This is a genomic window from Pseudomonas sp. NFPP25 (genome assembly GCF_900116505.1).
Classification (GTDB): Bacteria; Pseudomonadota; Gammaproteobacteria; order Pseudomonadales; family Pseudomonadaceae; genus Aquipseudomonas; species Aquipseudomonas protegens.
In genome coordinates this window covers 837,983-851,130 of sequence record NZ_FPBG01000002.1, presented here as the reverse complement: position 1 = coordinate 851,130, position 13,148 = coordinate 837,983, and the positions used below count along the sequence as shown (strand labels likewise).

General features: G+C 61.9%; 13 protein-coding genes. 4 read left to right on the top strand and 9 right to left on the bottom strand.

The genetic code is table 11. From position 1 onward, the window contains the following. Positions 1-52: 52 nt before the first annotated feature. Entirely contained in the window at positions 53-868 is an 816-nt protein-coding gene (locus tag BM382_RS10980) for an SDR family oxidoreductase (RefSeq protein WP_011062608.1), read from the bottom strand. A gap of 308 nt (positions 869-1,176) precedes the next feature. On the opposite strand from BM382_RS10980, the gene BM382_RS10975 reads away from it, so the two are divergent. Continuing rightward, positions 1,177-1,329 carry a DUF3309 family protein gene (locus BM382_RS10975; protein ID WP_007945780.1) on the top strand — a complete coding sequence of 51 codons (153 nt, stop codon included), beginning with the start codon at positions 1,177-1,179 and terminating at the stop codon, positions 1,327-1,329. 162 nt (positions 1,330-1,491) lie between these two features. On the opposite strand, the gene BM382_RS10970 is transcribed toward BM382_RS10975, so the two are convergent. The 5 genes from BM382_RS10970 to BM382_RS10950 form a co-directional block, all read right to left on the bottom strand. Further along, positions 1,492-3,579: an LTA synthase family protein gene (locus BM382_RS10970; protein ID WP_011062610.1), complete on the bottom strand. Its 2,088-nt coding sequence runs from the start codon at positions 3,577-3,579 to the stop codon at positions 1,492-1,494. A gap of 317 nt (positions 3,580-3,896) precedes the next feature. Further along, positions 3,897-4,088: a PLDc N-terminal domain-containing protein gene (locus BM382_RS10965; protein ID WP_015636585.1), complete on the bottom strand. Its 192-nt coding sequence runs from the start codon at positions 4,086-4,088 to the stop codon at positions 3,897-3,899. Positions 4,089-4,173: 85 nt separating this feature from the next. Beyond that, the gene (locus BM382_RS10960; RefSeq protein ID WP_015636586.1) at positions 4,174-4,704 is read right to left on the bottom strand and encodes a hypothetical protein; all 531 of its coding nucleotides are present in this window, start codon (positions 4,702-4,704) and stop codon (positions 4,174-4,176) included. 109 nt (positions 4,705-4,813) lie between these two features. Then, the gene (locus BM382_RS10955; protein WP_011062613.1) at positions 4,814-5,332 is read right to left on the bottom strand and encodes an ankyrin repeat domain-containing protein; all 519 of its coding nucleotides are present in this window, start codon (positions 5,330-5,332) and stop codon (positions 4,814-4,816) included. Between the two features lie 97 nt (positions 5,333-5,429). Continuing rightward, positions 5,430-7,268, bottom strand: coding sequence for a long-chain-acyl-CoA synthetase (locus BM382_RS10950; protein WP_072442808.1), 1,839 nt, complete (start codon positions 7,266-7,268; stop codon positions 5,430-5,432). Positions 7,269-7,949: 681 nt separating this feature from the next. Here BM382_RS10950 and BM382_RS10945 point away from each other — a divergent pair. Next, positions 7,950-8,228, top strand: coding sequence for a DUF3509 domain-containing protein (locus BM382_RS10945; RefSeq protein WP_019093389.1), 279 nt, complete (start codon positions 7,950-7,952; stop codon positions 8,226-8,228). A gap of 73 nt (positions 8,229-8,301) precedes the next feature. Here the strand turns inward: BM382_RS10945 and BM382_RS10940 are convergent, their stop codons facing one another. The 3 genes from BM382_RS10940 to aroC are packed head-to-tail and all read right to left on the bottom strand — an operon-like array spanning position 8,302 to position 11,121. Beyond that, a complete protein-coding gene (locus BM382_RS10940) occupies positions 8,302-8,847 on the bottom strand; it encodes a 1,2-dihydroxy-3-keto-5-methylthiopentene dioxygenase (RefSeq protein WP_065365446.1) in 546 nt (181 codons plus the stop codon). Further along, positions 8,847-9,995: an MFS transporter gene (locus BM382_RS10935; RefSeq protein ID WP_011062617.1), complete on the bottom strand. Its 1,149-nt coding sequence runs from the start codon at positions 9,993-9,995 to the stop codon at positions 8,847-8,849. Before BM382_RS10935 ends, BM382_RS10940 begins: the two co-directional genes overlap by 1 nt. A 34-nt stretch (positions 9,996-10,029) precedes the next feature. After that, on the bottom strand, positions 10,030-11,121 hold the full coding sequence (aroC, locus tag BM382_RS10930; RefSeq protein ID WP_011062618.1) for a chorismate synthase: 1,092 nt from the start codon (positions 11,119-11,121) through the stop codon (positions 10,030-10,032). Positions 11,122-11,262: 141 nt separating this feature from the next. On the opposite strand from aroC, the gene BM382_RS10925 reads away from it, so the two are divergent. Together BM382_RS10925 and BM382_RS10920 are read left to right on the top strand one after the other, a co-directional pair. Continuing rightward, positions 11,263-12,216 carry an alpha/beta hydrolase gene (locus BM382_RS10925; RefSeq protein ID WP_015636592.1) on the top strand — a complete coding sequence of 318 codons (954 nt, stop codon included), beginning with the start codon at positions 11,263-11,265 and terminating at the stop codon, positions 12,214-12,216. Between the two features lie 99 nt (positions 12,217-12,315). Beyond that, positions 12,316-13,107 carry a hypothetical protein gene (locus tag BM382_RS10920; protein ID WP_011062620.1) on the top strand — a complete coding sequence of 264 codons (792 nt, stop codon included), beginning with the start codon at positions 12,316-12,318 and terminating at the stop codon, positions 13,105-13,107. Positions 13,108-13,148: the final 41 nt, after the last annotated feature.

Sequence of the window (13,148 nt, the reverse complement as noted above, 5' to 3'; positions counted from 1 at the left end):
AGGATTGTCGGATGCCGGCAACCCTAACGACGCCCAGGGGGATTGGGCAAGCTCAACTGGCGCTTTGCTTGGCCTTGGCGCGCATCTTGTCGGCCATCAGGGTCATTTCATCGTACAGCGCCTGGGGATTTTTCTGCTTCAGGGCCCAGGCCATACGGCCCTGCTCGTGGGGTAGGATCATGAACTGGCCGGCATCGACCTGGGCATGGATGTAGTCGGCGATCTCGGCGGCGGTGATCGGCGAGTTTTCCAGCAACTTGCCCACCTGGGCCTTCATGGCCGGGGTCGGCCCCCGGAAGGAGTCCAGCAGGTTGGTCTGGAAGAACGACGGGCAGACCACATGCACGCCGATTTCCTGCTGCGCGAGCTCGATCAACAGGCTCTCGGAAAGCGCCACCACTCCGGCCTTGGCCACGTTGTAGTTGCTCATGGCCGGGCCCTGCATCAAGGCCGCCATGGAAGCGATATTGATGATTTTGCCCTTGCTCTGCTCCAGCAGCGGCAGGAAGGCCTTGCAGCCCTTGACCACCCCCATCAGGTTGATCGCGATCTGCCAGTCCCAATCCTCCAGCGACAGTTCGCTGAAGAACCCGCCAGAGGCCACGCCGGCGTTGTTGACGATGATGTCGATGCCGCCGAACTTCACCTCGCAGGCCTGAGCGAAGGCGGTCAACTGGCTGTAGTCACGCACATCGCAACGCTGCACAAAACCGTCACCACCGGCTGCACGCACCAGTTTCAGGGTTTCCTGCAGGCCCGCCTCGCTGACATCGGACAAGGCCAGCCGCCAGCCCTCGCGGGCCCAGCGCAAAGCGATTTCGCGACCCAGGCCGGAGCCGGCGCCAGTGATCATCATGCGATTTTGCATAAGAGTTGCCTTGTTGTTCCGGGGAAGATGAGCCGCAGTGTAGCGAAGGCCCCTGCGCCACCCACGCACCATCAGGGTGCTGAATGCCCCGGGCAAACCGCCGGCCCGGTGCCCCCGACCTGTCATCCGCCCCCCCTGCTCCGGGCAGGCGCAAAGGAAATAAGACCGAAAGCAGAAAGCTTTAAAAATACTTGGAATTTTCTGGAAGGGCGCAGAGTCGGATTTATTAAGCGGTTCGCTTTATCCCTAAAACGAACTTGTCCTTGAATAACTGCGTTGTTCAACTCTATTCCAATAAGGAAACAGCCATGGGCACCATTCTGATCGTTATTCTGATTCTGCTGCTGATTGGCGGCCTGCCAGTATTCCCGCACTCCAGAAGCTGGGGTTATGGGCCTTCAGGAATCATTGGCGTCGTGCTGGTGGTGCTGTTGGTACTCTTGCTGCTGGGCAGGATATAACGCCCTTATTGCTCGCCCCAGAGTATGTTTGCACGTAAAAAGGCGCCGGTCTTCACCGGCGCCTTTTTATAAGCCCGAATAAAAAACACCCCACTTGTGGGGTGTTTTATTCACGCGGGCAACTTGCGCCAACCCCGCATGACAGGGCCGGCGCTACAGCGTTTAGTCCGGTTTCCCGTTGACCACGCCTGCGGTGTTGTCGAGCAAGCTCTTGGTCGCCGTCTGCAGGAAGGATTCCAGCTTCTGCTTGAGCTGCGCCTCATCGGCAGAATCCGGGATCAGTTCGCCCCCCGGTGCCGAACCCAGTTCGTACTTGTACAGCCGTGGCGGCATTTCCTTGGGCAGTACCAGCACCCGGTCCGCCGTCAGCAGCGCTACGGTCTGGTCACTGCCCGAAGGCTTGATCACGCCGAAGCCCTTGTCGCCTTCCGGCAGGTTGAGCAGGTCGCGCCCCCAGCACTGGTGCAGTACGTCGCCACCCAGGCGGCCCATGATGGTGGGCACGATGTCGATCTGGGTGCCCACGGTGTGGTCACGCTGGCCGAACTTTTCCTGGATACCCGGAGCGATCATCAGCATGGGCACGTTGAAGCGCCCCAGGTCCATTTCGGTGATCTGCTGCTCGTTGCCGAAGCCATGGTCGCCCACTACCACGAACAGGGTTTCCTTGAAGTAAGGCTCCTTGCGCGCTTTCTCGAAGAACTGGCCCAGGGCCCAGTCGGAGTAGCGCATGGCCGTCAGGTGTTCGTTGAGGCTGCCGCGGTCGGTCACCTTGTCCACCGGCAAAGGCGTGGGCAGGGCATACGGCGTGTGGTTGGACAGGGTCTGCAGCAGGGCATAGAACGGCCCCTTCCCTTCCCGGGCCTTCAACTCTTCCAGGCCGCGGTTGAACATATCCTGGTCGGACACGCCCCAGGTCGGGTCGGAGAACACCGGATTGACGAAGTCGTTACGGCCGATGAAGTTGGTCATGCCCTGGTTGCTGAAGAACCCCGACTGGTTGTCCCAGGCGAAATCGCCGTTGTAGACATACACGTCATCGTAGTTGCGAGCACTGAGCAGTTGCGGCAGGCCGGACAGCTTGTGGCTGCCTTCCGGGGTCTGCATCAGGTATTCGAAGCCAGGCAGGTTGGGGAAGCACGCCATGGTGGCGAACATGCCCTGGTGGGTGTGGGTGCCGTTGGAGAAGAAGCGGTCGAACAGCAGGCCTTCCTTGGACAGTTTGTCGAAGTACGGAGTGATCTCCCCCGGACGTCCCAGGGCGCCCACCGAATGCCCGGCGAAGCTTTCCATCAGGATCACCACGACGTTCTTGATCGGCAGGGTCTTTTCCCCATCCGGCGTGTAGGTGCGGCGTACAGCGGCGATGTCGGCATCCACCAGCTTGTCACTCGGCACCAGCAGCATGTCGCGCACGGTCTGCTGCGCCAGAGGCTGAGGCAAGGTGGCCTTCCAGATATTGGTGCGGTCCTCGGACAGACGATCCTTGGCCGCCGCCATCAGTTGCAGCGTGCCATTGAGGCCCAACTGGTTGGCGAAGTTGGATTCGGTGGTGTAGACGTCCCCCCAACGCATCGGCGGGCCCTGGCGCAGAGTGCCACGGGCTGCAACCACGCAGATCAGCAGACACACCACGAACACCGCAATGCGCGCATACCAGGGGGCAATCTGCCGGGTGCCGACATTGCCGCCGCTGAACGGGCCGCGGGGCCGGGTGGCGCGGTCGGCCCCCTTGAATGCCAGGCTCAGGATCCAGGTGCCCACGGCCCAGGCCAGCAGGTAGCGGACCACCGGGAAGCCGTACCAGAGCATGCTCATCACGGTTTTCGGGTCTTCCTTCACATACTGGAAGACCAGGCCGTTGAGGCGCTGGTGGAACTCTCGGTAGAAGTCCATCTCCATCAGGCCGAGGAATAGCGCGATGCTGGAGGTGACTGTCAGCCAGAAGCGCAACACCCCGCGAGCCGCCATGGCCCGGGCGCTGAACAGCGCCAGCAGCAGCGGTACGCTGAGGTAGACCACCAGCCGCAGGTCAAAACGCAGCCCGTTGGCAAACGCTTCGAGGAAGGTCGAGGCCGGAGTGTCGAGAATCATCTCGCGGTTGTAGATCAGCAGCGCGACGCGCAACAGGGAAAGCATCACCATCATGACCAGGGCGCACAACAGCGTGTAGGCCAGATGGGATTTAACGGTCGGTTGCAGCAGGCGATTCGAGGATCGCTGCTGACTCAGGGCATCCGAGTTTGCCATGTGGTTTTAGGACCCATTGGAAGTTTAAGTTGCAAAGATAAAGCTGCGTTCTGCCCTCTTGTTGCCGCCAGGGCGACGGGGGAATTCGCGGTGCGCAAATGTTGCACGATCACTCAAGGCATTGCCATTGATTAGTGGGCAGCACCGAAAAACCCACTGCCAACGGCTCTGGGACAAGAGATTGCAGAGAGTTATACCGGGGAAAAAGCGCCGGCGAATTGTCTTAGAGCGTTTGTGAAAATTTCGTTCAACGCATGTTTAGTCACACAAAAAAGGGCCTGACGGCCCTTTTCCCTGTGCAACCTGCGTCTCCCGCTTCAGAGCCGCACATTGCCTCGCGGCCCGGCGATCGCCCAGATGATCAGCCCCAGCACCGGCAGGAGAATGATCAAGAGCACCCAGAGGACCTTCATCCCGGTTTCGGCGCCGCTTTTGAGTACGTTGATGATGGCCCAGATATCCAGGGCCAGAATGATCAGGCCAACCAGGCCATTGAAGGTGGAACCCATGGTGTCGCTCCCTAAATGATGGCGTGCCTCTTTAGGATAGCCGTGCTGGATCAGGGTTCCGTTTTATTCCACAGCCGCTCGGGCTTCAGACATGAACGGCGATCTTCAAGGCCTCCAGGGCCGGCGCTGCGGCGATCCCGACCTCGGCGCACAGCTCCAGCACCCGCGGCACGTCGTTGCCGTAGACCAGTACCATCTGCAACTCGTCATCCAGCAACTGGCTGAAGTTCATCAACACATAGCCGCCGTTTTCCGGGTTCATGCTGCCCATCTGGATCTGGATGCGGTTCAAGGCCGTCAGGGCTTCGATCTTGGCCAACTGCTTGGGCTTGATGTTGAAAGCCACGTCCTTGCCGAACGAGGCGACGATCTGGGCGAACAGGTCGACATAGGTATCGGCCTGAAACAACACGGTTTCCGGCAGGCTGCCGACCACCACCCATTCCCCCAGGGGAATGGGGAAGCTGTCGTCGTAGTTGATATCCGGGTTGGCTGCCAGGAATCCCTGAGGGTCGGCGTAGGCCTGGCTCGCCTCCTCGGCGATCTGCTGGATCTCGGCATCGCCCATGCACCCGGAGCTGATCTTGCTAATGAGTTCGATAAGGGCGGTTTTCATGGGCACATCCTGGAAGCGAGGAAATCAAGGGGCGCGAAGAATAGCCTAAAGTGCCCGAGCTATCACGCCAGGTAGTACCTGACGCCTGCACGCCCCGATCATCGCCGGCTCAGGCCAGGAGTTTTTCCAGCTGCGCCGTGGTATCCATGGCGCCCATGGTCTTGGCCGCTTCCAGGGCACTCACGCCATTGCTGTCGCGGGCCTTGGGGTCGGCGCCCTGGCTGATCAGGTAGGTGACGATTTCCGTGCGGTTGAACATCGCCGCCATCATCAGCGCGGTACGTCCGTCGAAGGACGAGCCTTCCACCTGGGCGCCCCCCTCCACCAGCGCCTTGACCACCGCCAGGTCGCCCTTGAAGGCAGCCCCGGCAATCGGGCTCTGGCCGTTGTCGTTGCGGATCTCGGGGTCGGCCTGGTGCTTGAGCAGCACCTGCACCGCGTCCACATGGCCGTGATAGGCGGCGAGCATCAGCAACGTGTCGCCCTTGTGATTGCGCAGGTTGACCGGCAGGCCACTGGCAGCCAGTTTGTCGAGCATCTGTGCGTCGCCCTGGCGGGCCACGTTGAACACCTGTTCGACAAACTGGGCGGCCTCTTCTTCAGTCATCTGGCGGCTTTTGTCGGTCATCGGAAACTCCAGGTTCGGCAATTCGGAAAGGCGCTAGTTTCCCCAAGCCGGCGCCAGCCTGTCATCCCTTTTTTCCCGAGAGCCACCATAGGCAGAATCAATAACGCAGGCGCCCACCCTGAATGTCCGCGAGAATCTGCGGGGTCAGCCGCACGTAGGTATCCGAGCCCGGCAACCAGGCATACACCGGCTCGTCACCGATTTGCTGCAGATCGAATGCCTGCTCCTTGAGGCGACTCTTCTGGTACTTGAAGGTGCCGGTGGTGTCCATCTTCACTTTGATCCGCAGGAACAGCGGCACTGCGTAGGCCGGCAACTGCTGCCGGGCGAACTGCAGCAACTCGCTGAAATCCAGGGTCGCCAGGGATTCTGCCGGAGTGATCGCCACCATCCCGGCCCGACCGTTGGTGTTGTGGATCTCGACCCCATAGGCCACCACCTCGGCAACCTGCGGGTGCCCCAGGAGGACGTTCTCCACCTCGGTGGTGGAAACGTTCTCTCCCTTCCAGCGATAGGTATCTCCCAGCCGGTCGACGAACTGCACATGGCCAAAGCCGATATCGCGCAGCAGATCGCCGGTGTTGAAGTAGCAGTCGCCCTTCTCGAATACGTCCTTGAGAATCACCTTGAGGTTCTTTTCCGGGTCGGTGTAGCCATCCAGGGGCGCCTTGTCGTCGATCTTCGCCAGCAGCAGCCCCTGGCCGCCCTTGGCCACCTTCTGCATGAAGCCCTGGCTGTTGCGCAGTGGCGCACCGGTGTCGTGGGCGTATTCCACCAGCGCCCAGGGGATCAGGGAAAAGCCCACGGTATTGTCGAAGTTGAGGATGTTGCTGAAACCGATATTGCCGTCGCTGGCGGCATACAACTCACAGATATGACCGACGCCGAAACGTTGCTTGAACTCGCTCCAGACGCCCGGGCGCAGCCCGTTGCCGATCATCTTCGAGACCCCGTGCTCGGTATCCCGTGCGCAAGCCGGCTGGTCGATCAGGTAGCGGCACAACTCCCCGACATAACCCACGGTCGTGGCCTTGTAGCGGCGCACGTCATCCCAGAACTGGCTGGCGCTGAATTTGCGGCGGATGGCAAAGCCCGAGGCGCCGGTAATCGCCGAACCCCAGCACACGCACAGACCGGTGGCGTGGTACAGCGGCAAGGTGCAATACACCACGTCGCCGGGCTGCATATCCAGGGCGATGGTGCCGAAGCCGGCAGAGGTGCGCATCCAGCGACCATGCTTGAAGATCCCGGCCTTGGGCAACCCCGTGGTGCCGGAGGTATAGATGTAGAAGCAGGGGTCGTTGAGGAAGATGCGCTGGGTCTGCGCCAGGTTGTCCGATGGGTAACCGGCGCTCTCGGCCATCAGGTTGCGCATTCCCGCAGGGGTCGTCCCGGGGTCGGCAAAGGTGTCCTGATCGGCCACGAACCAGGTGCGCTGCGGATCGATGCCCACCTGCTCGCGTACCGCCGAGTAAGCGGCCTGCAGCTCGCCGCCGAGGATGATCGCCGCCGGTTTCACCAACGCCAGGCTGTGCGCCAGCACGCCCTGGGTCTGCGCGGTGTTGAGCATCGCGCAAATGCCGCCGAGCTTGGCCACCGCCAGCACCGTGACCAGCAATTCCGGACGGTTCTCGATGAAGATCGCCAGCACATCACCCTTGCCGATGCCCTGCTCCTGCAGGTAGGCAGCAATGCGGTTGGCCCATTGATTGACCTGTGCATAACTGAGCACCCGGTCACCGTACAGCAAGGCCGGCCCCTCGGGGTTGCGCAGGGTCGCCTGCTCAAAGCTCCAGCCCAGGCCGCAGGGCTGGTCCGGGTTGTCGATATTGCCCGCCTTCATGCCCCGCACCACCCGCGGCAGTGCCCTGGCAATGGAGGGCACCTTACGCAGCATCATGCCCCAGGTGATCATGTCGCTCTTGTGCTTGTTCATGGTTGCTCCGGTTGCACAGCAAGGATCTGGGCCCGGGCCTGGCCGGCCGGGCGTTGGCAACAGCGGCGCAAGGCTCAACCGGGGGTAGCGATCCAAGGTGCGGCGAGCGGCACGCGGGAGCTGTGGATATCTCTCGCCAAGGGATGAAGGCAGGACAAGCGCAGGGCTGCAAAGAGCACCGGCGATGAGGCGCAGGAAAGGTTCATGGAGAGCGTCCTGTGTTCTTATTATTGGTCGGGCGGGATCGCAAGATCGCGCCACAACACATTCCATGTCGCAGAAACGCCGTTCAAGCCACTTTCGCGGGGCCGTCGAGGCCAGGTTGAACCAACGTGACTGGCTGGAAAATACGTCAGCTCTCGCGACGCTGTACACGGGGTTTTTGCAAACTTTTGTATCTACCCTCGGTCTCCCCACGCAGCGTACTTGTCCCCGCTTCAACGATTGAATTTTCCACCCTGGCCCGCGGTCACAACACTGCCACGGCACCCGCCAACAACCCCTGCGGACCTGCAAAATGCAGGATGCACGATGGCCATTCATGCAATTTGCACGAACAGGCGCTTTTTTGATTTTTATAAGTTGTTGTTTTTAAAGGATATTTTAAAAAAACGATACTGGCACAATCGCTGCACCTATCACTCCACGCTTGCCCTTCAAGAGCTAACGGAGCTGATAGACATGAGCCTGATCCAAGAAAAATTTTCTTCCCTGTTCTCCAACTTCGAAGTGACCACCCAGCCACGCCCTGACGGTGGCATCCTGTTGACCCTGCGCAACAGCGAAGGCAAACAGTTCAAGCGTTCGATCTCCTACGCACAGTTGCACGCCGCCGACCAACTGTCGTGGGTCATCAGCGCAATTCGTCGGGACTTGGCCGAACAGGCCAGTGAGTTGCCACAGATCTCCATGCTGCAAAGCCAGAACCGCTTTGCCCTGCCGACTTACCACTCCGCGTAAGCCGCTTGAGCTGCACCTGTCCGGGCCGGCCCCACCTTGCGTGGGTCCGGCCCGTTGACGTTGTGCTCCCCGCTCAATCGTCCAGGCGCGGGAACTGGCTGGCGATCGCGTCGCCGGTCAGGCTGGCGTTCCAGCCCTGGGGGTTGTTGAACATGCGGATGGCCACCAGGTTCGGCCGCTCGCCCATGTCGAACCAATGGGCGGTGCCCGCCGGCACCGAGATCAGGTCATTCCTTTCGCACAGTACGGCGTACACATAGTCATCGATGTGCAGGTTGAACAGGCCCCGGCCCGCAACGAAGAAACGTACTTCATCCTCGCTGTGGCGGTGCTCATCGAGAAAGCTGGCGCGCAGCTCGGCCTTCTGCGGATGGTCTTCATCGAGGCTGATGACATCCACGCTGGCGTAGCCACCCTCGGTCATCAGGCGATCGACCTGCTCCTGATAGGCGCTTATCACTTCTTGCTGGCCGGTGCCCGGTGCAACACGCGTGGTGGCAGGCCAGCGATCGAAACGAATCCCCTGCTCGGCCAGGGTTGCAGCGATATCGTCGAAGTGGGTCAGGACCTTGTTCGGCAGATCCGGACTGGATACGTGGTAGACGGACAGGCTGCTCATTACGGCAACTCCTCTTGCATGCGGGTGGCAATGATAACGGCTGCGGCCAAGGCTGCGACGCTGGCAATACTAAAGGTCAATGTGGGGCCCAGGGCATTCCAGCTATAACCCGAATACAGGGCCCCCAGGGCGCCCCCGGTTCCCGCCAGGGCCGCGTACAACGCCTGGCCCTGGCCTTGCTGGCGGGCACCGAAACTGCGCTGCACAAAATGAATGGCGGCGGCGTGGAAACTGCCGAAGGTCGCCGCGTGCAGCACCTGAGCCAACAACAGCACCCCGAGGTGTTCCGCCAGGCTGCCCAGCAGCAACCAGCGCAGAGCTGCCAGCAGGAAGCTCGCCAGCAGCACCCGCCGCACGGAAAAGCGCGCCAGGAGCCAGCTCATCGCCAGAAACATCAACACTTCGGCCACCACACCCAGGGCCCAGAGCATGCCGATCACCCCGCGGGTATAGCCCAGGCGCTCCAGGTGCAGAGTCAGGAAGGTGTAATAGGGGCCGTGGCTCATCTGCATCAGTGCCACGCACAGGTAGAAGGCCAGCACACCGGGGCTGCGCAGTTGCCTGACAAAACCCTCCCCGGCGTGCCGCGGCCCCTGCACCCGCGGCTGGGCGTTAGGCACCCACAGGCTGCTGAGGACGATGCCCGCCATGATCACCACCAGCGCTACCGGGTAGATGTCCAGGCTCAACCACTCGAACAAACGCCCCAGGGCCACCACGGTAAGAATGAAGCCGATGGAGCCCCAGAGGCGGATCTGGCTGTAGCGCGAGGCCTGGCCTTGCAGGTGCGCCAGGGTGATCACTTCGAACTGCGGCAGCACCGCGTGCCAGAAAAAAGCATGCAGGGCCATGACCATGGCCAGCCAGGCATAGCTCTTGTCGACGAAGATCAGGGAGAAACAGACCAGGGTGCAGAACGCACCAAAACGCACGATCGCCAGGCGCCGCCCGGTGTAGTCCCCCAGCCAGCCCCAAAGGTTGGGCGCCACGCAGCGCATGAGCATGGGAATGGCCACCAGTTCGCCGATGCGCGCACTGGAGAACCCCAGGTGATCGAAATACAGCGCCAGGAATGGCGCGGTCGAGCCCAGCAGCGCGAAATAGAACAGGTAGAAACTGGAAAGCCGCCAGTAGGGAAGTGCCGCCACGGCCTTCAGACCGTGGCGACTGGCAGGACCGGCATTACAGCTGGCCCAGCACCGGCGTGCTGACGCGCACGTCGGCATTCTGGCCGCGGTGGCGCAGCAGGTGATCCATCAGCACGATGGCCATCATCGCCTCGGCGATCGGCGTGGCGCGAATGCCCACGCACGGGTCGTGGCGCCCCTTGGTGATCACGTCCACCGGGTTGCCGTCGATATCGATGGAGCGCCCGGGGGTGGTAATGCTGGAGGTCGGCTTGAGCGCCAGGTGAGCGACGATCGGCTGCCCCGAGGAGATGCCGCCCAGAATGCCGCCGGCGTTATTGCTGAGGAAACCTTGCGGGGTCAGTTCGTCACGGTGCTCGGTGCCGCGCTGGGCAACGCAGGCGAAACCGGCGCCGATCTCCACGCCCTTGACCGCGTTGATGCTCATCAGCGCGTGGGCCAGCTCGGCGTCCAGGCGATCGAAAATCGGCTCGCCCAGGCCCGGCATCACCCCTTCGGCCACCACAGTGATCTTCGCTCCGACCGAATCCTGGTCTCGACGCAACTGGTCCATATAGGCTTCCAGTTCCGCAACCTTGTCCGGATCAGGGCTGAAGAAGGCGTTGTTCTCTACCGAATCCCAGGTCTTGAAGGGAATCTCGATCGGGCCCAGCTGGCTCATGTAGCCGCGAATCACGATGCCCTGGCTGGCCAGGTACTTCTTGGCAATGGCCCCGGCCGCCACGCGCATGGCGGTTTCCCGGGCCGAGCTGCGGCCGCCACCACGGTAGTCGCGGATGCCGTACTTGTGGTGATAGCTGTAGTCGGCGTGAGCCGGGCGGAACAGGTCCTTGATCGCCGAATAGTCCTTGGACTTCTGATCGGTGTTGCGGATCAACAAGCCGATGGAACAGCCGGTGGTCTTGCCTTCGAACACCCCGGAGAGGATCTCGACCTCGTCGGGTTCCTGGCGCTGGGTGGTGTGGCGGCTGGTGCCAGGCTTGCGCCGGTCCAGGTCACGCTGCAGGTCCTCCAGCGTCAGTTCCAGGCCCGGCGGGCAGCCGTCGACAATGGCGACCAACGCCGGACCATGGCTTTCGCCCGCGGTGGTGACAGTGAACAGCTTGCCGTAGGTATTGCCGGACATGCAGGGAGCTCCGTGAAATCAGCCGAAATAACTCAATCTGGATTAGCGCGTGCGCCAGTATACGCAGGCTACCCAACTAGTTCATCCTCGAACCTTCTGCCTGTTACCGAGTCAAACCGGCACCTTATCCATGATGGCGCGATGATGCTGCGAGTTCTTCTCTTGAGCCTTTCCCTGTTCACCGGCCTGGTTCATGCGGCCGTCCTGCAACGCCCCGTGAGCCTGGACACCGGGCACGGTGAGCTGTACGGCTCGCTGCTGCTACCCAAGTCCGAGCAGCCGGTGCCGGTGGTGCTGATCATTTCCGGCTCCGGCCCCACTGACCGCGACGGCAACAACCCCGATGGCGGGCGCAACGACAGCCTCAAGCGCCTGGCCTGGGTACTGGCCAAGCACAACATCGCCAGCGTGCGTTATGACAAGCGCGGCGTGGCCGCCAGCCTCGCCGCGACCCCGGACGAACGCAACCTGACCCTGGACGCCTATGTCGCGGATGCCGTGGCCTGGGGCAACAAGCTCAAGGCCGATCCACGCCTGGGCCAACTGATAGTCCTGGGGCATAGCGAAGGCGCACTGATCGCCACGCTGGCGGCACCGCAGCTGAATGCCGCAGGCGTTATCTCGATCTCCGGAACCGCCCGCCCGGTGGACCAGATCCTGCGCCAGCAGTTGAGCTACCGCCTGCCACCGGCGCTGATGCTGCGCAGCAATGAGCTGCTGGACAGCCTCAAGGCCGGCAAGGTCGACCCGGATGTGCCCCCTGCCCTGCAAGTCATCTTTCGCCCCAGCGTGCAGCCTTACCTGATCACCCTGTTTCGCGAAGACCCGGCGGCGGCCTTCGCCCGCCTGAAGATGCCGGCGCTGATCATCCAGGGCAGCAACGACATCCAGGTCAGCGTCGATGACGCCAGGGTCCTCAAGGCCGCCAAACCGGATGCGCAACTGGCACTGATCGAAGGCATGAACCATGTGATGCGCATCGTGCCCAATGACCTCAAGCGCCAGCTGGCCTCCTACAAGGACCCGCAATTGCCGCTGGCAGCGGAACTGGGCAGCGCGATCATCGATTTTATTGACGGACTTCACACCCGTTAGGCTGTTTTTGCCCTCCAGTCCTGAAAAAAACGGCCGATAAGCCTTTGCCGGCCGTTCAATTGCTGTCGGCGCGCAGCGATTGGACAGGATCTCGCCGTTATGACTGATACCCCGAACTCACCCGCCACCGAGCAGGAAGCCGCCGCCCCGGAAGCGCCGCCGCTGCCGTGGGCCGATGTGCAGGCCGAGCACCATAAGATGCTGCGCCTGGCCCCCTTGCAGACCGATCGCGCCACGGGCGGACGGCCTCTGCGCTTTGTCGAGTTCGGTTATGCCGAACGCAACAACAAAGAGCACAGCCTGCTGCGCATGACCATCAGCCTCCCCGGCCAACGGGTGCGCAAGGAACAGAATCACCTGGATGTGTGGGTCGAGCACGACACTCGCCGGGTGCACTTCGAGCCCGAAGGCGGCCTGCAGGTCGAACCGCTGAACCGCGGAATCGGCCGTTTCCTGCTGGCCCAGGCAGCGCAGTGGGCCCAGAAGAAGTGGCCGCACTACCGGGTCGACGGCTTCGATCTGGCGAACAAGGATGCCCTCAACGAAGACACGCGCCTGCGTCGTGACCACGTGCTGCGCACCCAGGGTTTCGATGTGGTGTATGCCGATGCCCAGCACCTCAAGGGCAGCGTCAAGGATGTCCAGGTGGGTGAACTGCTGGGCCAGTGGAATAGCGAAAAGCTGCAGTTCGTGGAGATTCTGGAAGCGGCGCAGATGCTCCAGCAGGCCGAACAGAATCTTGAAGAACTGGAAGTGAAGCTGCGCAAGCAGGAAGAGAAAGTCACCAAGTACAAGCGCGAGGACACCGGTCTGCGCTTCACCATCACCTGCCTGGTGGCCTTTGCGGTGTTCCAGGCCGGGCTGCTGATCTGGATTGCGACTCATCGCTGAGCCGCAACGCCTGACCGCCAGAGGCCCGCGTTGCGCGGGCC